The organism is Novosphingobium resinovorum (genome assembly GCF_036352595.1).
GTDB classification, from domain to species: Bacteria; Pseudomonadota; Alphaproteobacteria; order Sphingomonadales; family Sphingomonadaceae; genus Novosphingobium; species Novosphingobium resinovorum_B.
The window spans coordinates 149095-169244 of the sequence record NZ_JAZFAX010000004.1 but is presented as its reverse complement, the minus strand read 5'-3'; the positions used below and the strand labels follow the sequence as shown (position 1 = coordinate 169244).

Genomic DNA, 20150 nt, shown 5'->3' with positions numbered 1-20150 from the left:
TGGCCTCAGAAGTCGACGGTGATGCCGGTGAAGAAGGTCCGGCCGTAGACGTCGTACGTCGAGGGATACGTGTTCGACTGCTCCTGGTTGTCACCCAGCACCGGCGGCTTCTTGTTGAACATGTTGTTCATGCCGATGTTCCAGGTGAAGCGCTTGTCGATGTTCACCGTCGCGCTCAGGTCGAAGTAGTCGTAGGCGGGGATGTGATCGACGGCATAGCCGCCGGTGTCGTCGTCCACGGCCGAGAGGTGGCGCCATGCCAGCGACAGGCTGACGTCCTCGGTCGACCAGGTCGCGCGGCTGTTGATGCGCCACTTGGCGTAGACGTTGCCGCAGCTCAGGCCGAACTTGCCCGCGCAGTCGAGCACGAGGTCGGGCAGCGAGGCCATCGGGCGGAACGTCCAGTTCATCAGGTACGAGCCCGCGACGCGCAAGTTCAGCTTGCTGGAGTTGTTGCGGCCGAAGCCCAGCGGGATGGTGTACTGCGCGTCGAAGTCGATGCCGTCGGTCTTGACGCCGCCGGTGTTGCTCAGGTTGTCCACCGCGCCGACGATGGTGCCGGTGCTGTCGCGCGGCAGCAGCGAGCAGGTGCTGCTGTCGTAGGACGTGTAGTTGTTCGCCGCATTGCCATAGCAGGCGGTGAGCAGGTTGGCGGTGCCGACGGTGGTGATGAAGTTGTCGATCTTGATGTGGTAGTAGTCGGCCGTGATCGACAGGCCCGGGATCATCTGCGGCTGCAGCACGACACCGAAGGTGTAGGTGTTCGCGGTTTCCTCGCGCAGCTTGGTGTTGCCGCCGTTGTAGCTCTCGATCTGGGTCGCGGCGGCGTTGTACTCGTCGTCACCCACGGCCGAGGCGGGCACGCCCGAGGCAACGCAGGCGGCGTAGAGGTTCGAGTAGCTCGTCGCGTCCGTGGTCGAGCACGGATCGGTCGCGGTCTCGAAGTTCTGGGCATTGCCGCTGTAGAGGTCGTTGACCGTCGGCGCCCGGACCGCGCGCGAGAACTGGCCGCGGAAGCTGATGTCCTTGATCGGCGCATAGACGAGACCGGCGGAGAACGTGCCCACCGACTTGGCCGCCGTCGAATAGTACGAATAGCGGGCCGCGCCGTTGAATTCGAGGCGCTGGATGAAGGGCTTGTCGGCGATCAGCGGCACGTCGATCTCGGCGAACAGCTCCTTGACGTTGTAGCCACCGGCGGTGGCGTCGCTGGCGTTGAAGCCGACGACGTCGCCCGAGGACAGCAGTTCGTCCGGGTTGTAGCTGCCGTGCTCGGAACGGTATTCCGCGCCGAAGGCCAGGCCCGCCGGGCCGGCGCCGAGGTCGAACAGGTTGTTGTTGGTGATCGCGCCGCTGACGACCTTCTCGGTGATGGTCGAGCGGTTGACCGTATCGACCGAGAGGAACGCCACCGCCTCGTCGCTGAGGTTGCCCTCGCCGAAGATGTTGGCGGGGACACAGCCGTTGCTGGTGTCGGTGCAGACGAGGTTGCCATCGGCATCGTACGTGGTCAGCAGGGACTGCTGGAGCCTGCTGGCCGAGATATTGCCGTACTGGTACTCGGTGCGCTTGGTCCGCGAGAAGCTGGCGTAGGCGTCGTAGCTCCAGTCATGGCCGAGATCGCCGCGTGCGCCGATCAGGCCGCGCACCGCCTTGCTGTCGGTGACCTGCACGCGGTCGCCGATCTCGCTCAGGCGGCGGTAGATGTTGGCGGCGGTGTAGCCGTCGCCATCGGTGTCGTAGCTCTGCAGCAGCGCCTGGCTGTCGGCCGAGAGGAACGAGCTGTCGTTGTCGATCAGGTAGCTGCCGGTCACCGGCGTCGGGGCGAGCTGGTTCTTGACGCGGTTATGGACGTACTGGCCTTCGGCATAGACCGTCAGCGCGTCGCTCACGTCGAAGTGCGCCTGACCGAACAGGAGTTCGCGCTTCTGCGGAACCTGCAGGTAGTTCTCGGTCGCGTAGTTGTAGGCGTCGGTGCTGCTGTCGTAGGCCGAATAGCTGCCGTCCTGCCCGAACTTGTAGTTGCTGCCGCCCAGGGCGAAGCGGGTCGCCGGGATCGACGAGGAGCCGCCGGCGACGAGGGTGCCGTCTTCGCCGTCGCTCATCGCCGTCTTGGTGTAGCTGCGCGCCGCCTGGGTGATCGCCTTGCGCTGGCTGTACTCGCCGTAGACGGTGATGTTGCCGCGCCCATCGGCGAAGTTCTTGCCCGCCAGAATGCCGCCGGTGTACTGCGCGCCGTCGCCGTAGTCGGTCAGGCGGTAGTTGGCGTTGGCCTGGACGCCGTCGTAGTCCTGCTTGGTGACGAAGTTGACCACGCCGGTGACCGCGTCCGAACCGTAGACGGCCGACTTGCCGCCGGTGACCACGTCGACGCGCTCCAGCAGGGCGGTCGGGATCGTGTTGAGATCGACGATCTGGTTGGTGTCGTAGGACACGTAGCGGCGGCCGTTGACCAGCACCAGCGTGCGCGAGGCGCCGAGGCCGCGCAAGTTGGCGGTGGCGACGCCGTCACCCGGGTTGTTCGAGGCGCCGGTCTGGTCGGGGACCAGCTGCGGGATTTCCTTCAGGACGTTCTCGACGTTGACCTGGCCGGTCGCCTTCATCTCGGCGGCGCTCATCGCCATGATCGGCGCGGCCTGTTCGAGGTTGGCGTTGCGCAGGCGCGAGCCGGTGACGATGATCGCGTCGCCCGGGGTATCAGCTGCGTCGGCAGCGGTATCGGCCGGCGCGGCGTCCTGCGCCTGCGCGGTGGCCGGCAGGCCCATCAGCAGGGTGGACGCCAGCAGCAGGCGCTTCATGTCGGATGTCATCGGTGCTCCTTTCGCGAACTCCGGCGGGACCGAAGTCAACGGCGCCGGAAGCAGGCGAGGGCGTTTGCTCCCAACCGTATCGCGGTGTCATCCGATAATCATGATGGTGCGGTATTTGAGTTGTTCGCGTTGTATATCGATCACATTTATTTCATTTACGGAAATGTATATGAAATAAATACGAAATATATGTCGGTATTATTTTGAGATAGAATTGATGGGTATTCATATCTTGCATTTTATATATTCAAAATGGATTTCAAGTAAAACTGATTTGTCGCCGGCTCAGTTGCACCGAAACGCGGATAATGACGTTACGTTGTGCGCATTATCCATTTCCAATGGCGGTCATAAAATTTCGCAAGGCAGGAATATTCGGGCGGTCCGTTGAACCAAACGCCTGCCTTTCCACGCTTCCCGCAGGCGCCAGCAAGGCTCTGCGATGAACCGCCATGCGCTCATGCACGGCAACCACCGCCAATACTGGGCCATCCATAGTAAAACGCCCCCCGCGACCGGGTCGCGAAGGGCGTCTTTGCATCCGTGGTAGGAGGGCCTTGCGGCTTACCGGAACGGCGGCTCGTTGAACGCGCGCAGCTTGCGCGAGTGCAGGCGGTCGCCCTGTTCGCGCAGCAGGTCGCAGGTGATGAGCCCGATCTTGAGGTGGCTGGCGATCGCCTCCTCGTAGAAGCGGTTGGCCTGGCCCGGCAGCTTGAGTTCGCCGTGCAGCGGCTTGTCCGAGACGCACAGCAGCGTCCCGTAAGGCACGCGGAAGCGGTAGCCCTGCGCGCTGATCGTGGCGCTTTCCATGTCGATGCCGATCGCGCGGCTCAGCGAGAAGCGCTTGGCGGACTCGGTGTAGCGCAGTTCCCAGTTGCGATCGTCGGTGGTGACGATGGTGCCGGTGCGCATCCGCTTCTTGAGGTTCGCGCCGCCTTCGCCGCTGACGACCTCGGCCGCCTGCGCCAGTGCGAGCTGCACTTCGGCGATGGCGGGCAGCGGGATCTCGGGCGGCAGCACCGGGTCGAGCACGTGGTCGTCGCGCAGATAGGCATGGGCGAGCACGTAGTCGCCGATGCGCTGGCTTTCGCGCAGGCCGCCGCAGTGGCCGATCATCAGCCACGCCTCGGGACGCAGCACCGCGAGGTGATCGGTGATGGTCTTGGCGTTGGACGGGCCGACGCCGATGTTCACCAGCGTGATGCCCGAGCCGTCCTTGCGGATGAGGTGGTAGGCGGGCATCTGGTGGCGGCGCCATGCGGTGTCGGACAGACGTGCGCGGGCGTTCTCAACCGGCGCGTCGAGATAGAGGCCGCCGGCGCCCGAAAGCGCGACATAGCCGTCCGAGCCGACTTGCGTGCCCGCCCAGTCCACGAACTCGTCCACATAGCGGTGGTAGTTGGTGAACAGCACGAAGCGCTGGCAGTGGTCCGGGCTGGTGCCGGTGTAGTGCGCCAGACGCGCGAGGCTGAAGTCGGTGCGCAGCCCGTCGAACAGGGCGAGCGGGTGCGGTTCGTCCTCGGCGGCGAGGAAGGTGCCGTCGGCGATCTCGTCGCCGATCATCGCCAGTTCGGTGCTGGGGAAGTGGCTCGCCAGTTCCTGCGGCGTGACGCTGCCGACCGATACGCCTTCGAGCACGTAGGGGAAGGGGATCTCCTGCGTGGATGCGGCGACCTCGAATTCCACTTCGTACTCGGCCTCGATCAGCGCGAGCTGTTCCTCGAGGTAGGAGGCGAAGAGGTGCGGGCGCGTGACGGTGGTGGCGTATGTGCCGGCCATTTCAAGCCGCCCGAACGCGCGCGAGGCGCGGGCGTTGAGTTCGGTGCCGCGATAGGTGATCCGCAGCTCAGGATATGTCCAGAGGCGGTTCGCGCGGCGATCTGACGGGGGGAGGGTGCCGTTCTCTACGAAGGCGGCGATGTCGGCCTTGAGAGTGGAAACGGCGGCTTCGTAAACGCGGACCAATTCCGCGATGGTTTCTTTCATCTTCTGCATGGCCATCTATTACGCATTCCGTGCTGCGGCGCAATAGGGGGCGATATGGGCAGGGTGATGACGGTTGGAGCTTCGGCAAGCTCAGCCGTGACCCTTCGACAGGCTCAGGGTGAGAGGAGGTAGCGTAAACTTCCCAAGTTCCGCTCAGGCTGAGCTTGTCGAAGCCCCCTCGGTACAAGCCGACGACAACTCCAGCGCCAGATACGTCACTGTCTTGCCGTTCTCCAGCCGCGCCTCGCCGACGGGCGTGAAGCCGAGGGCGGCATGGAAGGCGTCGGAAGCCGGGTTGGGCGGATCGGAATTGACCTCGCAGACAATGCGCTCGTGGCCTGCTGCGCGGGCGGCGTCGAAGAGATGGGCGTAGAGGCGCCGCGCAAGGCCGCGACCTCGTGCTTCGGGGGCTACGACGATGCGGTCGACGTAGACGAAGCTGGCGTAACGTTCGGCGAACCAGCGGTAGTTGGCGCTGTCGTATGCGGCTGCGGGCGCGAAGGCGAGGAGCAGGGCGTCCACGCTGCCGACCCGCGCGGCGAGGAAGGCCTCTTCCACTAGCATCGCCATGCGCGCTTCGTCGGCGAAGGAGAGTTCGACGGCGTGGGCGTTGTTGAGCGCCAGCATCGCGCCGCGCAGAGATGCGTCGGTGCGGTAGTCGGCGGGGGTGACGGAGTGGATCATGGCCGCCTCGTCTGCCCGCCCGAGGGGGCTTCGACAAGCTCAGCCTGAGCGGAATCTGGAGCGTGTTGGCCTTTTATCGATCGTCATTGCGAGCGTAGCGAAGCAATCCAGGGCGGTCTGCTCGGCCCTGGATTGCTTCGCTGCGCTCGCAATGACGAAGGGTGGTTAAATCCGATGTCATCGCGCGTTCCAAGAGCCTGCTCTCAACACCGCTCAGGCTGAGCTTGTCGAAGCCCCATCGGCACAAACTGCTCGACCCAAAAAGGAAAAGCCCCCGTTCCGCTGGGGAACGAGGGCTTTGCTATTCCTCGGTAACCGAAGGAAGGGCTCAGGCCTGCGCCTCGCCCTCTTCCTCGGTTTCCTCGACCGCGATTTCGCCGGGTTCGGCGTTCGGGTCGTAGGCTTCGGTGAAGCCCGAGACGTCCTGTTCGAACATCGCGGCCATCACGTCCACGCCCTGCGACTGCAGTTCGGCTTCGTCGGGCGAACGGGCGACGTTCACCTTGACGTTGACCGCAACTTCGGGGTGCAGCGAAACCTTGACGTCGAAGATGCCGAGCGTCTTGATCGGGCGCTCGAGCACGATCATCTGCTTCGACACGTTCGCGCCTTCGGCGTTCAGGCCGTCGACGATGTCGCGGACCGAGACCGAACCGTAAAGCTGGCCCGAGTTCGACGAGGCGCGGATCAGGACGATCTGCTTGCCTTCGACATTGCCCGAGTTGGCTTCGGCAGCCGAACGACGCTCTGCGTTGTCGGCTTCGATCTTGGCGCGGTTGGCTTCGAAGACCTTCTTGTTCGCGTCGTTGGCGCGGAGGGCCTTCTTGTTCGGAAGCAGGTAGTTACGGGCGTAACCGTCCTTGACCGAGACGACGTCGCCGATGGCGCCGAGCTTCTCGATGCGTTCCAGGAGGATGATCTGCATGGGTAGGTCCCTCCCTTACTTCACGATGAAGGGAAGCAGGCCGATGTGGCGGGCACGCTTGATAGCCTGGCCCAGCTCACGCTGCTTCTTTGCGGAAACCGCGGTGATGCGGCTGGGGACGATCTTGCCACGCTCGGACATGAAGCCCTGGAGCAGACGAACGTCCTTGTAGTCGATCTTCGGCGCGTTCTTGCCCGAGAACGGGCAGGACTTGCGGCGGCGGAAGAATGCACGTGCCATGGAAATCAGTTCCCTTCACGTTCGCGACGGCGAGTACGCTCGCGGTCGGTCTTGCGCATCATGACCGAAGGGCCTTCCTCGTGCTCGTCGACGCGGATGGTCACGTAGCGGATGACGTCTTCATTGATCTGCGTCTGGCGCTCGAGCTCGGCGACGACGTCGCCCGAAGCCTCGATGTTCAGCATCACGAAGTGAGCCTTGCGGTTGCGCTTGATCTTGTACGCGAGATTCTTGAGGCCCCAGGTCTCGGTCTTGACGACCTTGCCCTGGTTCGACTCGACGATCTCGGTGGCGGCGGCAGCAAGCGCATCGACTTGCGCCTGGCTGAGGTCCTGGCGTGCCAGGAACACGTGCTCATATAGAGCCACGGCAGCTTCCTTTATCTAGTCTAACCGATCGCTGGCGACCCGCGGGATTGCGGGGCCCCTCCGGCTTTCTTTGGGTTTCCCGCCCGTCCTCGGACTATGGGGAAGGCGGGCGCTTAGCGGATTCTCGGCGAAAGGCAAGCGAAAGGTGGGAATATGACCTGCCGGTTCGTCATCGGTTCGATCCCATGCGGTCCGCGCCCCTGGAGGCTGTTTGGAAAATGCCGAAAGCGGCATTTTCTTTGCGGCACCGGCCCACACCCCCACCCGACCGTCCAACGATAGTACCCTATGGGCGGTCGGGTGGCGGTGTGGGCCGGTGCCGCAATGCGCCGTCAGGCGCATTCTCAAACGCGCCCTAAGGCCTGATCCCCAGCTTCGTGTAGAGCGCGTCCACCGCCGGGTCGATCGTGCGGGCGACGGCAAGCTCGGCGCCGCTTTCCTGCGCGCGGCCCAGCTTCGCCAGCACGACGCCGCGCATGTAGCGGCTCTCGCTCTGGCCCGGCGCCTCCAGCAGCACGGCGTCGAGATCGCGCAGCGCGTCCTCGTAGCGGCCGAGCCGGAACCACACGACGGCCCGGCTGTCGAGCGGGCCGACCGGGCTGGCCGCCAGTTCGACCGCGCTGGAGCACTGGCGCACCGCACTCTCGACGTCGAGCGCGCGCATGCCCTTGATCCAGCAGGCGAGGTTGAGCAGGTCCGGACTTTGCGGGCGCCGCTCCATCAGCGTGCCGAGCATCGACAGCGCCTCGGCCGGGTCGCCGTAGAGGCCGAGGGTCTCTACCTCGCTCATCTCCCAGAACCGGCGCTGGTCGCCGCCGAGCGCGACCTTGTCCTGCAGGATCGTGCGGGCTTCGTCGACGTGGCCGGTCTCGGCCAGCAGCGTGGCGAGCAGCGCGGTGGCGCCGCCCGATGCCGGGTCCAGTTCCTGCGCCTTGCGGGCATCGGCGATGGCGGCGGGCATGTCCTTGAGGGCGCGCTCGACGCCGGCGCGCTGCAGGTAGGAATCGGCCTCGGCGGAGAGTTCGATGGCCTTGTCGAGATCGGCGCGCGCACCCTTGAAGTCACCGATGCCGCGCCGCAGGTTGGCGCGGGTCTCCCAACTGGCCGAATTGGGTTCCTTCGCCGCCATCGCCTTGGTCAGCACGGCCTCGACGGCGGCACGCTGGGTCGCGCCCTTGGCCGCGCCGGCCAGGTTCCAGCGCCGCGTGGTGTCCCTGGGGGCGACGACCTGGACGATCTGCGCCTTGGCTTTGGCGAGCGCCGCGCGGTCGGCACCGATGCGGTCCACGGGCACTTCGGCCCCGGTGCCGTCGGCGCGTTCCTCGAACGTGAAGGTGCCGTTCGCAAGGGCAGCGCGGCTGGTGAAGCGGGTGCCGCCGAGCGTGGTATCGACTTGCGGCGCGCCTTCGAGGGTGAAGCCCCGGCCGCCGTCGGGCAGCCGCACGCTGACGCGGTAGAGCGTGCTCATCGGCGCGGGCGTGGCGACGGGAATGCCCTGCCATTCCGCGCGGGCGCGGTCCGGTGCGAAAGTGAAGGCGGACAGCAGGCCGGGCAGGTTGCGCAGGCGCTGGCGGTCGCGCGTCTTCCAGGCGGTGGTGACGACGCCGCGCCCGCTCAGGACGGCGGTGGCGTCCTGCGTCGAGGTTTCCAGCTTGAGGTCGGTGTACTGCCCCTCGCCGAAGGCGCTGCCCAGCTGCTGGCGGATCATCTCCTCGCGCTGGTCGGGATCGAGCGACTGCGCCGCCAGGGCGATGCCGAGCGCGCCGGGCCCGCGAATGCTCATCTTCGCATCGACCACCGAGGGCAGGTCGACGCTGGAGCTTTCGTCGTATTGCGCGGCCAGTTCCACCGTGGGGCGGGCATTGGCGTGGGTGACGATCAGTTCGGGCTCGGCGCCGTCCCTGGCGAGCGGCAGCACGTAGCCGAGGTCGGGCGTATCGTGGATATCCTCGATGCGCGAGCCGAGGTCGGTGCCGTCGAGCCAGAGCGACTGGCCGCCCACTTTCGCGCGCACCAGCACATGGTCGAAGGCGGCGGCGCTGGGCAGGTGGCGGATCAGGTCGTGCCCGCCGCTGGTGCGGGCGAGCACCGCCTCGGCCTCTATCCCCAGCCGGTCGAGCAGGGCGAGCAGCAGCAGGCTCTTGGCCTTGCAGTCGCCGTAGCGCAGCTTCCAGGTCTCCTCGGGCGATTGCGGGGTATAGTTGCCCGCGTTCATCGCCACCAGGAAGTAGCGCACCTGGTCCTGCACCAGCTGGAGCGCGGCCTGGGCGCGGGTCAGCGGATCGGTGGAGGCGGCGGCGATCCGGTCGGCCTCGGCCGCCAGCGGGCTGCCGTCGGGGATGAGACCGGCGCGGGTGTAGAGCGGCTCGAACGTGCGCGAGACGTCGGCCCAGCCTGCGAACGTGCTCAGCTCGAATAGCGGCAGCGAGGCATAGCGCGAGGGCGCGTCGTCAGGCATCTCGGGCAGCTTGGGCAGCGGCAGTGGCATGTCCACCTCCAGCGCATCCCCGTTGCGGCGGGGCGTGGCGGTCACATCCTTGGCCAGGAACTGCCACTTCGCGGTGTCTTTCGCGGGCCACATCACGCGCAAGTGCCCGGCCCCGACCAGCAGCGGGCGGGTGGGCAGGTAGACCGTGCTCTGCACCCGGCCGCCCAGCACCGCATCGCGGCTGGTGACCGAATAGCGCAGGCGGAACACGTCGCCCACGCGCAGCCCCTCGACCGTCATGGTCGCGCTGAGCAGGCCGGTGAGCTGGCGCTGTTCGAGCATTTCCTCTCGCCGCAGCACGTCGAACTTCTTGCCCGAGGCGAGCAGGTCGATCGTTTCGCCGCCGCGCACGATCGTCATTTCATGGACGATGATGTCGCCCTTGTCCGGCGACCACTGCAGCGCGATCGTCGAAAGCTGCGCCAGTTGCTCGGGCGAGGCGATGCGGCTGGCGGTGTCGAGGTACTGCCACAGCCGGTCGCCCTCGACCTTCTGCTGGACGTCGTAGACGAGCAGCGCGGGCGAGGCGGCGCCTGCGGTGGCCGCCGGGATCTTTGCCGGCGAAACCCAGGTCGGCGCGGGTTGGTACAGGATCGCTTCCCCGGCCAGCACACGGCCCGGCCATGCTGCAAGAAGCAGCAGCAACGGCATGCGAACGTTCATGAATTCTTGCCCCCGTTCAGTCGCGTCCAAATCTAGACAATCGTGCTGCGGGAACAAGAGCGTGCCTGTGCAGTTTCGGAGGAGATTTACTTCAATGTCGCGCCGTCACTGAAAAGTTGCGCCGGACGGCAAATATCTTGCGCGTACGGGCGAGGGCGTTAGCAAGGCGCGCATCCCCCAGGTTGAACGAGTCGTCCATGAAAAAACCGTACCGCCGCGCCGCGCTGGCTCTTCTTGCCGGTGTCGCCCTGCCGCTTTCCGTTTCCGCCCAGACCGTTGCGTCGGGCGATGCCTCGACCACCGAAGGCGCGACCGCCGCGACGGTCACCACGCAGCTGCCGCGCGGCGTGCGGCCCAGCCATTACGACGTCACCGTCACCCCCGATGCCGCTGCGATGACCTTCACCGGTACGGCGGCGATCACCGTCGAGGTGGCCGAGGCGACCCGCACCATCACCCTCAACGCCGCCGATCTCACGATCGCGAAGGCGGCGCTGACGAAGGGCGGCAGGAAGGCGGGCACGCCGACCGTTGCGCTAGACGAGAATGCGCAGACCGCGACCTTCACGTTCGCCAAGGCGATCGCGCCGGGTACGTACGTGCTGTCGATCGATTATGCCGGCAAGATCAACACGCAGGCCTACGGCTTCTTCGCGCTCGACTACAAGGCGGCGGACGGCTCGGCCAAGCGCGCGCTGTTCACCCAGTTCGAGAACTCCGACGCGCGCCGCTTCATGCCGTCGTGGGACGAGCCGTTCTGGAAGGCGACCTTCAGCCTGAAGACGGTGGTGCCGACCGAGCAAGTCGCCGTCGGCAACCTGCCGGTCGAAGGCCGCAAGGATCTGGGGGGCGGCAAGACATTGGTGACGTTCGGCACCAGCCCGAAGATGTCCACGTACCTGCTGTTCTTCGGCCTCGGCGATTTCGAGCGCAAGACGAAGATGGCCGGCGCCACCGAAGTCGGCGTGCTCACCAAGAAGGGCGACATCGCGCAGGCGGACTACGCGCTGGACGCCTCGGCCGACCTGCTGCCGTGGATGAACGACTACTTCGGCGAGACGTACCCGCTGCCCAAGCTCGATCACATCGCGGCGCCCGGGCGCAGCCAGTTCTTCTCGGCGATGGAGAACTGGGGCGGCATCTTCTACTTCGAGAACGCGATGCTGCTCGATCCCAAGATCGCCTCGAACGCGCTGCGCCAGCGCATCTTCACGGTGGTCGCGCACGAGATGGCGCACCAGTGGTTCGGCGATCTGGTGACGATGTCGTGGTGGGACGACTTGTGGCTGAACGAGGGCTTCGCCTCGTGGATGGAAAGCCGGGCGACCGCGCGCTTCCACCCCGAATGGCACCCGGAACTGACCGCGCTGGGCTCGCGCGAGAAGGCGATGGGGCAGGATGCCTATGCCACCACGCACCCGGTCATCCACCATATCGCCACCGTCGAGGAAGCCAGCCAGGCCTTCGACAGCATCACCTACGACAAGGGCGAGGCGGTGATCCGCATGCTCGAGGCCTTCGCGGGATCGGACAAGTGGCAGGCGGGCGTGCAGGCCTACATGCACCGCTACAAGCATTCGAACACCGTCACCGACGACTTGTGGCGCGAGATCGACAAGACCTCGGGCAAGCCGATCAGCCAGATCGCGCACGACTTCACCCTGCAGCCGGGCATCCCGCTGGTGAAGGTGAGCGCTTCGTGCGCGGGCGGCAAGACCACGCTGGCGCTGGAGCAGGGCGAATTCACCCGCGACCGCGCCGACAAGCAGCCGCTTTCCTGGCGCGTGCCGGTCAGCGCGGCGGCAGTGGGCGGCGCGAAGGCCGAGACGCTGCTGCAGGGCAAGGGCGTGCTGACGCTGGCCGCCTGCGGCCCGGTCGTGGTGAACGCCGGGCAGTCGGGCTATTACCGCGTGCTCTATGATGCGAAGACTTTCGCGGGGCTGGCGAAGGGGATCGCCGCGGTGCAGCCGGTGGACCAGCTCGGCATCCTCAACGATGCGGTGGCGCTCGGCTATGCGGGCACCCAGCCGATGGCCGACATGCTCGACCTGGTGAAGAACCTGCCCGCCGATGCCTCGCCGCAGGTCATGGAGCGCGCCGCCAAGGTGATCGACGACCTCGCCGAGTTCGCCAAGGGCAATGCCGGGCGCAAGGCGGCGCTCGCCCGCTTCGCCTCGGCGCGGCTGCTGCCGGTGCTGAACGCGCTGGGCTGGGAGCCGAAGGCGGACGAGCAGGCCACCGCCGGCGACTTGCGCGCGACGCTGATCGAGACGCTCGGCGACCTTGGCGAGCCGAGCGTGGTCGCGGAGGCGCGCCGCCGCTTCGCCGATCCGGCCGCGATCGATCCTTCGGTCAAGGTGGCGGTGCTCACCGCCGTTGCGAAGAACGCCGATGCGGCGACCTGGGACAAGCTGCATGCGATGGCGCAGGAGGAGACTTCGGCGCAGGTGCGCACGACGCTCTACTCGCTGCTGGGCAAGGCGGGCGACACGGCGCTGGCCGACAAGGCGCTGGCGCTGTCGCTGACCGACGAGCCGGGCGCGACCACCAGCCCGGTGATCGTCAGCGCCGTCGGCGCGGTACACCCGGAGCAGGCGTTCGACTTCGTTCTCGCGCATTACGACGCGGTGATGAGCCGCGTCGACAGCTCGGGCGCGACCCGCTACGTCGGCCGCCTGTCGCAGACGAGTGCCGATCCGGCGATGCCCGCCAAGCTCGACGCTTATGCCAGCGCCCACCTCGCATCCGGCTCGCGCCGCCCGGTGGACGAGGCCATCGCCAAGATCGCGGACCGCGTGAAGGTCGGCGCCATGCGCCTGCCGGAAGTGGACACCTGGCTGGCGAAGCAGGGCTACTGAAGACAGGGCTTCCGATCCCGCTCGTCCGGGCGGGATCGGGCCGTGCGTGGGGGGCGCGGGTTGGAAGGCCGGCTTTGGGTGGGAAGCGGACCTGTCCCGATAGGCTTCGTCATCCTGAACTTGTTTCAGGATCCATCGGGCAGTTAGTGCCGGCACGTCATATCGCAAACCGCCATCCCGGTATGCTGATCGAGAACCTGAGCTATCGGTTTGATGGACCCTGAAACAAGTTCAGGGTGACGGCGGATTTGGGTGGGAAACTGCCGTTGCGCAGTGCCCACCGCGTCCGGCTAGGCAGCCCTTCGACAAGCTCAGGACTGCCTAGCCTACCGGCCCTCCCGCAAGCGGGAGGGCGAAGGCGGCTTTCCCCGCCCGCTTGCGGGAGGGGCAGCGAGACTTACTGAGCCGAAGGCGAAGTTAGTCGCAGCGGGGTGGGCCAAGCGCAACGCCCGCCACGGGGCCTAACCTGCCATGACGCCGCAAGGGCCTCGGGACCACTCCGCCCAGCGTCCTCAGGCCATCGCCAGGATCATGTTGCGAACCTGCGGATAGACCTCGCGCTCCCATTTCGAGCCCGAGAACACCCCGTAATGGCCCACGCCCGGCTGCAGGTGATGCCGCTTCAGGTGCGGCCGCAGGCTGGTGCAGAGCAAGTGCGCCGCCGCCGTCTGGCCGACCGCGCAGATGTCGTCGCGCTCGCCCTCGACGGTGAGCAGCGCGGTCTTGCGGATCGCCGCGCAATCGACCTTGCGGCCCCGGTGCATCAGTTCCCGGCGTGCGAGCTGGGCCTGCTGGAACACCTTGTCGATCGTTTCGAGATAGAACTCCGAGGTCATGTCCAGCACCGCGAGGTATTCGTCGTAGAAATCCTCGATCCGCGCCGCTTCCGCCATCTCCTGATCGGCGAGATGCTGGTAGAGCTTGCGATACTGCGCGTTGTGCCGCCCCATGTTCATCGACATGAAGGCGCTGAGCTGGATGAAGCCCGGATAGACCTTGCGGCCCGCGCCCTTGTATCGCCAGGGCACGGTGTGGATCAGGTTGTTCTCGAACCACTCGTAGCTTTGCGCATTGGCCAGATCGTTCACCACCGTGGGCGATTCGCGCACGTCCACCGGGCCGCCGAGCAGCGACATCGTGCGCGGCTGGCAGGGATCGTCGTCCTGCGCCATCACCGCCACCGCCGCCAGCACCGGCACGCAGGGCTGGCACACCGCCAGTACGTGAGCGCCGCGCCGGGTGTCCCCGGTGCCGGCCGGATCGCCCAGTTCGCGCAGGAAGCGGATCACGTAGTCGATATAGTCCTCGAGCCCGAACCGCCCGGCCGACAGCGGCACGTCGCGCGCGTTCTTCCAGTCGGTGATATAGACGTCGTGGTCGCGCAGCAGCGTCTCGACGGTATTGCGCAGCAGCGTCGCGAAATGGCCGGAGAGCGGCGCCACCACCAGCACCCGGGGCTGCGGCGCGGCGACTTCGGGCTTGGCGAAATGGAGCAGGTCGCCGAACGGCAGGGACAGCGCGACGTCCTCGACCACCGGGGTCATGGCATTGCCGCACAGCACCTGATCGATGCCGTAGGGCGGCCGCGCGTGGGTGATCCTCGCCTTGTCGAACGTCTCTGCCAGGGCGAAGAGGCGGCGCGCCATCGGCAGCTTTTTCGCGCCTCCCAGAAACCGGTCGCGAAAGCCGGTCGCCGCGCGCGCGGCCAGCCGGGCCGGCGTCATCGCGTCGCAATACGCCTGGTAGGCCTGGTAGAGCATCCGCAATATCCCTCATGATCCGGCGCTTCGCCCGCGCATGAATCGGAAGGGGCGAAGCAAACGGTTGTGGATTCATGCTGCGCTGCATCATAAGCTGATGCAAGCTAAACGAAGGGGCAGGGCATGACGGCTACCGGTGCGACGCTGACGATCTCCAGCAAGACCTATTCGGCGTGGTCGCTGCGCGGCTGGCTGCTGTGCCGCCTGGCAGGGCTGGAGGTGACCGAGAAGATGGTGGCCAACGACGCCGCCAACCGCGCCGAACTGCTGCTGCTCTCGCCCTCGGTGCTGGTGCCGCGCCTGACGTGGCAGGGGGCGAGCGTGTGGGACACGCTGGCGATCGCGGAATTCCTCAACGAGCGTTTCCCCGAGTCGCAGATGCTGCCCGCCGATCCGATCGCGCGGGCGCATTGCCGCTCGATCTCGGGGGAAATCCATTCGGGCTTCACCAACTTGCGCTCGGCGCTGCCCATGAACCTCAAGGTGCGCCACGCGAAGTTCCCGGTGTTCTCCGGCGCGCGGCCCGATATCGAGCGGATCGAGGCGATCTGGCTGGAATGCCTCGATCGCCATGGCGGCCCGTTCCTGTTCGGCGCGCAGCCCACGGTGGCGGACGCGATGTATGCCCCGGTGACGACGCGCTTCACCAGCTACGCGGTGGCGCTGCCGCCGGCGTGCGAGGCCTATTGCCGCACCATCGCCGAATGGGAACCGATGCGCGAATGGGTGGCGGCGGCGAAGGCCGAGCCGGAGGAGATGGAGGAACTCGACGTCGAGTTCTGACGGGAAGCGGACCTGTCCCGATAGGCTTCGTCATCCTGAACTTGTTTCAGGATCCATCGGGCAGTTAGTGCCGGCACGTCATATCGCAAACCGCCATCCCGGTATGCTGATTGAGAACCTGGGCTATCGGCTTGATGGACCCTGAGCCGAAGGCCAGCGCAGCTAAACAAGTTCAGGGTGACGGCGGATTTGGGTGGTTAGTTGCCATAGGTGGGGTGTTCATCGACCCAAATCACGGCTGCACGACAGGCCGGTTCTCCGATTGCCTTCGCATAGCTTTCTGCCTCATCCCACTCCGCTTGATGCTTTATTTTGGCGTCTGGGTGCCACCGAGCGATGGCAGTGCCGACCGGCACGGCGTCGGTTTCGCTGTTTATCGCGACAAATCTTAAGAACGGTTCAGCAAACCCATCAACCCGAGCGCCCTGAAACAATCCGCAGATAGCCCGGGCACCTGAGATATAAGAGCATTCGCCCGAAAGCATTGCTCTAGCTGTTGCGCCAATCTCGGCGCGACATCGCTCTATCTCGATAGCATTGAGGCTCATGCTTCGTCTCTAACCGCACAAATCTGCGTCGGCTATAGGACGTTTGGTGCCGGGAGGGCGGGAGAAACCCTTTTGCACTTCTTAGAGCCCCGGCTGATCTCCTCGCTGTGTCAAACCTCCCGACACAACTGAGAACTCGATTTGCTTACCGTCAGACCGGAAAAGCGGCAATGGGGCGCTTACGGATAGCCCGCTTTCCTACACCACACCCGCTCCGATATCTTGCGCGCATGCCCAGCCTGACCGCCTCACCCGCTGCAAGTTTACACTGCAAGGTGACACCTGCGCCGCACAAGGTGATACATCTCGCACCAAATCTGTCACCTTACGCCTGCAAGGTGACACTTTCCGGCCCCAAGGTGACGCTTTTTCTCTCTGGACCGTGTCAACCGTGTAAACCTGTCACCTTGCGCGTTCGGCATGTACGGAAACGCCCGACGGTCGGGGAGACGACCGCCGGGCTTCCGGACCTTCCGGGGGAGGAAGGCAGTGCAAGCTTTGCTTTAGCGCAGGAGCGACAGGACGTTCTGCTGGCTCTGGTTGGCCTGCGCGAGCATCGCGGTCGAAGCCTGCGACAGGATCTGCGCCTTGGCCATCGCGGTGGTTTCGGCCGAGTAGTCGGCGTCCTCGATGCGGCTGCGCGCGTCGGACAGGTTGGTGGTGGTGTTGGTCAGGTTGTTGATCGCCGATTCCAGGCGGTTCTGGCCGGCGCCCAGCGAGGCGCGGGTCGAGTTCACGTCGGCCAGGGCCTTGTCCACGCTGGTCAGCGTCGCGGCGGCCTTGGCGGCGTCGGTCACGTCGAGCGCAGAGGCGGTCAGGTTGGCGCCGTCGATCGCCTTGGAGGTCAGCGTGACCTTCTGGCCGGCGTTCGAACCGGTCTGGATGTCGAAGGTCAGGTCGGTGCCCGAAGTGGTCGAGATCAGCGTGTTGCCGTTGAACTTGACCTGGGTGAAGCTGTCCGAGATCTGCGTGGTCAGCGCCGCGACTTCCTGCTGCATCGCCGCGCGGTCCGAGGCCTGGTAGGTGCCCGAGGCCGACTGGATCGCCAGTTCGCGCACGCGCTGCAGCATGTTGCCGACTTCCGACAGCGTGCCTTCGGCGGTCTGGGCCAGCGAGATACCGTCGTTGGCGTTGCGGATGCCCTGGCTCATGCCGCGGATCTGCGAGGTCATCGAGGTCGAGATGGCAAGGCCCGCCGCATCGTCCTTGGCCGAGTTGATGCGCTTGCCGGTCGACAGGCGCTCCATCGCGGTGCCCAGCGCCTTGGTGGCCGAATTCGAAGCGTTCGAGGCGCGGATCGCGCTGATGTTGGTGTTGATGACTGACATGTAAGAAACCCCGGTAAGCCGTTTGGGAGGCCCCGGAAGTGGAGCGCCCTTCGCATGTCCAGAAGAACGGCGCAGGCCGCGCGGTTTTAAGTCGGTTTCGCTTTCGCTTGATCGCAGGCTGTTTAAACCGCATTGCAGCGACTTCGTTCGCACCTGCAAACAAAAGGAATTGTATGCCTTCCGGCCTTGTCGCCCTGCTTGACGACGTTGCGGTCATCGCCCGCGCCGCTGCCGCCTCCATGGACGACGTGGCGGCGGGGGTGGCCAAGGCCGGGACCAAGGCGGCGGGCGTGGTGATCGACGATGCGGCGGTGACGCCCGGCTACGTCACCGGCTTCACGCCCGATCGCGAACTGCCCATCATCTGGAAGATCACCAAGGGCTCGCTGTTCAACAAGCTGGTGATCCTGCTGCCGGTGGCACTGCTGCTGAGCGCCTTCCTGCCGATGGCGATCACCCCGATCCTGATGGCGGGCGGCCTGTATCTTGCGTTCGAGGGCGCCGAGAAGGTGCTGGAGAAGCTGGGCGGGGAAAAGCACGGCGAGACGCTGGAAGACCCGATCGAGGACGCGGCGACCTTCGAGAAGAGCCGCGTCTCGGGCGCGGTGCGCACCGACCTGATCCTCTCGGCCGAGATCATGGCGATCGCGCTGTCGCAGGTGGAGGATTCCAGCTTCATCGCCCGCGCCGTGGCCCTGGCGGTGGTGGGCGTGCTCATCACCATCGGCGTCTATGGCGCAGTGGCGCTGATCGTGAAGATGGACGACGTCGGCCTGCACCTGACCAACAAGCCCGGCGCAAGCGCGCAGGCGCTGGGGCGCGGGCTGCTGAAGGCGATGCCGATCGTGCTTACGGTGCTGGGCAGCGTCGGCACGGTGGCGATGCTGTGGGTCGGCGGCGGGATCATCCTGCACGGGCTGGAGGAACTGGGCCTGCCCGCGCCCGCGCATGTGGCGCACGGCATCGAGCACACGCTGGCCGCAGCGACCGGGCCGCTGGGGCCGGTGTTCGGCTGGCTGGGCTATGCGGTGGCTTCGGCGGTGGTCGGGCTGGTGCTGGGCGCGGTGGTGGCGGTGATCGTCCACCTCGTCGCCAAGGCGCGCGGGAAGGGGCATTGAGGTTTGCGTAAGGACGAGGGGGCTTCGACAGGCTCAGCCTGAGCGGGGATCAGGGTACACCTGCTCTCCGCCCCCCTGCCGCTCATCCTGAGCTTGTCGAAGGATGGGAACCCCGCGCTAGGTCAGGGTAACCGGGCCAGCACGTCCCGAGCGAACACCGTCAGCGTATCGTCGCGCGCGCCCATGATGACCACGCGGTCGCCGGGGCGGGCGATTGCGGCGATGCGCTTGCCGCAGTCCTCGCGGGCGGGGACATATTCGGCCTTGCCGCCGTGGCTCTCGATCAGCCCCACGATGCGCTGCGAGCCTTCGCTGCGGTCCACAGTACCGCCGAAGTAGACCGGGTCGCACAGGATCGTCACGTCCTCCGGCCCCAGCTTCGTCGCGAAGACTTCGGCCAGTTCCGCGCCCATCTGGCGCAAGGGGCCGTAGCCGTGCGGCTGGAAGAACGCGATCACGCGGCCCGGATGCGCTTTCAGCGTCGCCAGCGTGGCGGAGACCTTGTCCGGGTTGTGGCCGAAGTCGTCGATCACCGCGATGCCTGCGGGCGAGGTGCCGACGATGTCGAAACGCCGCGCCAGTCCCTCGAAGCTGCCGAGTGCGCCGACCGCTTCGGCCACCGGCACGCCCGCCGCATTGGCAGCCGCAATCGCCGCCAGCGCGTTGTAGAGGTTGTGCCGCCCGGGCACCTTCAGCTTCAGGTCGTGCGAAGTGCCGTCGCGCCGGTCGAGGATGGTGGCGAACAGCGAGGTCGGGCCTTCCACCACTTCGCTCGCGCCGATCTGGGCCTCGGGCGAGGTGATCCCGAAGGTCACCAGCGCCCGCGCACGGTGGGCGAGGGCGGCGGTCTCGGCATCGTCGAGGTTGATCGCGGAGACGTCCGCACGGGCGAGGAAGTCGCCGAACAACTCGCGCAGTTCCTCGAGGCTCTTGTGGTCGAGGCTGACGTTGCCCAGCACCGCCACCTTCGGGCGGTAGAGCGCGATCGAGCCGTCGCTCTCGTCCACCTCGGATACGAAGGCGTCGCCCGAACCCACGCGCGCGCTGGCGAAGGGCGCGTCGGGGCTGGCGAAGTTCTTCATCACCGCGCCGTTCATGATCGTGGGATCGCGGCCCGCCGCGGTCATGATCCAGCCGGTCATGCCGGTGACGGTGGACTTGCCCGAGGTGCCGCCGATGGCGACGCCGAAGGGCGCGGCGTTGAACAGCGTCGCCAGCAGCTGCGCGCGGCTCATGCGCGGGCAGCCGAGTTCGCCCGCGCGCACCACTTCGGGCACGGTGTCCTCCACCGCCGCCGAGGCCACCAGCGTCTGCTCCGCACGGGTCACGCCGCTGCCGTCCTGCGGGAACAGCTCGAAGCCCAGCGATTCGAGCCAGGCGAACTTCTCCGCGCTGCGCCCCTGGTCGCGGCTGCGGTCCGAGCCGCCGATCCGGGCGCCGTGGCCCTTGAGGATCAGCGCCAGCGGCAGCATGCCCGAGCCGCCGATGCCGCAGAAGAACCAGGGGTGAGAAGTGAGATCGTGTGCTTCGCTCATGGGCAATTGCCTATGCGGCCTTGCCCGCCGTGACAACCTCGATGGGGCTCGATAGG

The 20150-nt window shown here is 66.3% G+C and carries 14 protein-coding genes; 3 read left to right on the top strand and 11 right to left on the bottom strand.

The features are described from left to right. Window positions 1-5 precede the first annotated feature (5 nt). The 7 genes from V2S85_RS06130 to V2S85_RS06100 form a co-directional block, all read right to left on the bottom strand. Window positions 6-2810, bottom strand: coding sequence for a TonB-dependent receptor (locus V2S85_RS06130; RefSeq protein WP_330701979.1), 2805 nt, complete (start codon window positions 2808-2810; stop codon window positions 6-8). A 564-nt stretch (window positions 2811-3374) separates the two neighbouring features. After that, window positions 3375-4805, bottom strand: a complete 1431-nt coding sequence (locus tag V2S85_RS06125) for an AMP nucleosidase (protein ID WP_330702059.1) — start codon at window positions 4803-4805, stop codon at window positions 3375-3377. 144 nt (window positions 4806-4949) lie between these two features. Next, window positions 4950-5480, bottom strand: coding sequence for a GNAT family N-acetyltransferase (locus V2S85_RS06120; RefSeq protein ID WP_330701978.1), 531 nt, complete (start codon window positions 5478-5480; stop codon window positions 4950-4952). A gap of 328 nt (window positions 5481-5808) precedes the next feature. Next, window positions 5809-6405 carry a 50S ribosomal protein L9 gene (rplI, locus tag V2S85_RS06115; protein ID WP_008832808.1) on the bottom strand — a complete coding sequence of 199 codons (597 nt, stop codon included), beginning with the start codon at window positions 6403-6405 and terminating at the stop codon, window positions 5809-5811. Window positions 6406-6420: 15 nt separating this feature from the next. Continuing rightward, window positions 6421-6645 (bottom strand): 30S ribosomal protein S18, encoded by a 225-nt coding sequence (gene rpsR, locus V2S85_RS06110; RefSeq protein ID WP_007686754.1) that lies wholly within the window; start codon window positions 6643-6645, stop codon window positions 6421-6423. A 5-nt stretch (window positions 6646-6650) separates the two neighbouring features. Next, window positions 6651-7013: a 30S ribosomal protein S6 gene (rpsF, locus tag V2S85_RS06105; RefSeq protein WP_008832807.1), complete on the bottom strand. Its 363-nt coding sequence runs from the start codon at window positions 7011-7013 to the stop codon at window positions 6651-6653. Window positions 7014-7368: 355 nt separating this feature from the next. Continuing rightward, window positions 7369-10164 (bottom strand): DUF3857 domain-containing protein, encoded by a 2796-nt coding sequence (locus tag V2S85_RS06100; RefSeq protein WP_330701977.1) that lies wholly within the window; start codon window positions 10162-10164, stop codon window positions 7369-7371. Between the two features lie 197 nt (window positions 10165-10361). Here V2S85_RS06100 and V2S85_RS06095 point away from each other — a divergent pair, with 197 nt between their 5' ends. Then, window positions 10362-13022 carry a M1 family metallopeptidase gene (locus V2S85_RS06095; protein ID WP_330701976.1) on the top strand — a complete coding sequence of 887 codons (2661 nt, stop codon included), beginning with the start codon at window positions 10362-10364 and terminating at the stop codon, window positions 13020-13022. Window positions 13023-13534: 512 nt separating this feature from the next. Here V2S85_RS06095 and V2S85_RS06090 read toward each other — a convergent pair. Next, window positions 13535-14782, bottom strand: a complete 1248-nt coding sequence (locus V2S85_RS06090) for a polyhydroxyalkanoate depolymerase (RefSeq protein ID WP_330701975.1) — start codon at window positions 14780-14782, stop codon at window positions 13535-13537. A 123-nt stretch (window positions 14783-14905) separates the two neighbouring features. Here V2S85_RS06090 and V2S85_RS06085 point away from each other — a divergent pair, with 123 nt between their 5' ends. After that, complete coding sequence (locus tag V2S85_RS06085) at window positions 14906-15565, top strand: glutathione S-transferase (RefSeq protein ID WP_330701974.1); 660 nt, start codon at window positions 14906-14908, stop codon at window positions 15563-15565. Between the two features lie 197 nt (window positions 15566-15762). Here the strand turns inward: V2S85_RS06085 and V2S85_RS06080 are convergent, their stop codons facing one another. Both V2S85_RS06080 and V2S85_RS06075 read right to left on the bottom strand, forming a co-directional pair. After that, window positions 15763-16113 carry a hypothetical protein gene (locus V2S85_RS06080; protein ID WP_330701973.1) on the bottom strand — a complete coding sequence of 117 codons (351 nt, stop codon included), beginning with the start codon at window positions 16111-16113 and terminating at the stop codon, window positions 15763-15765. A 503-nt stretch (window positions 16114-16616) separates the two neighbouring features. Beyond that, window positions 16617-17441 carry a flagellin gene (locus V2S85_RS06075; RefSeq protein ID WP_330701972.1) on the bottom strand — a complete coding sequence of 275 codons (825 nt, stop codon included), beginning with the start codon at window positions 17439-17441 and terminating at the stop codon, window positions 16617-16619. 173 nt (window positions 17442-17614) lie between these two features. On the opposite strand from V2S85_RS06075, the gene V2S85_RS06070 reads away from it, so the two are divergent. Further along, complete coding sequence (locus V2S85_RS06070) at window positions 17615-18559, top strand: DUF808 domain-containing protein (protein WP_330701971.1); 945 nt, start codon at window positions 17615-17617, stop codon at window positions 18557-18559. Between the two features lie 122 nt (window positions 18560-18681). Here V2S85_RS06070 and V2S85_RS06065 read toward each other — a convergent pair whose 3' ends face one another. Next, entirely contained in the window at window positions 18682-20094 is a 1413-nt protein-coding gene (locus V2S85_RS06065; RefSeq protein ID WP_330701970.1) for a glutamate ligase domain-containing protein, read from the bottom strand. Between the last annotated feature and the right edge of the window lie 56 nt (window positions 20095-20150).

Coding starts and splice junctions, on each gene's coding strand:
- V2S85_RS06120 (WP_330701978.1), bottom strand. CDS start 5,480: ATGATCCACTCCGTCACCCCCGCCGACTACCGCACCGACGCATCTCTG.
- V2S85_RS06125 (WP_330702059.1), bottom strand. CDS start 4,805: ATGCAGAAGATGAAAGAAACCATCGCGGAATTGGTCCGCGTTTACGAA.
- V2S85_RS06075 (WP_330701972.1), bottom strand. CDS start 17,441: ATGTCAGTCATCAACACCAACATCAGCGCGATCCGCGCCTCGAACGCT.
- V2S85_RS06065 (WP_330701970.1), bottom strand. CDS start 20,094: ATGAGCGAAGCACACGATCTCACTTCTCACCCCTGGTTCTTCTGCGGC.
- V2S85_RS06130 (WP_330701979.1), bottom strand. CDS start 2,810: ATGACATCCGACATGAAGCGCCTGCTGCTGGCGTCCACCCTGCTGATG.
- V2S85_RS06100 (WP_330701977.1), bottom strand. CDS start 10,164: ATGAACGTTCGCATGCCGTTGCTGCTGCTTCTTGCAGCATGGCCGGGC.
- V2S85_RS06095 (WP_330701976.1), top strand. CDS start 10,362: ATGAAAAAACCGTACCGCCGCGCCGCGCTGGCTCTTCTTGCCGGTGTC.
- V2S85_RS06080 (WP_330701973.1), bottom strand. CDS start 16,113: ATGAGCCTCAATGCTATCGAGATAGAGCGATGTCGCGCCGAGATTGGC.
- rpsR (WP_007686754.1), bottom strand. CDS start 6,645: ATGGCACGTGCATTCTTCCGCCGCCGCAAGTCCTGCCCGTTCTCGGGC.
- V2S85_RS06085 (WP_330701974.1), top strand. CDS start 14,906: ATGACGGCTACCGGTGCGACGCTGACGATCTCCAGCAAGACCTATTCG.
- V2S85_RS06090 (WP_330701975.1), bottom strand. CDS start 14,782: ATGCTCTACCAGGCCTACCAGGCGTATTGCGACGCGATGACGCCGGCC.
- rplI (WP_008832808.1), bottom strand. CDS start 6,405: ATGCAGATCATCCTCCTGGAACGCATCGAGAAGCTCGGCGCCATCGGC.
- V2S85_RS06070 (WP_330701971.1), top strand. CDS start 17,615: ATGCCTTCCGGCCTTGTCGCCCTGCTTGACGACGTTGCGGTCATCGCC.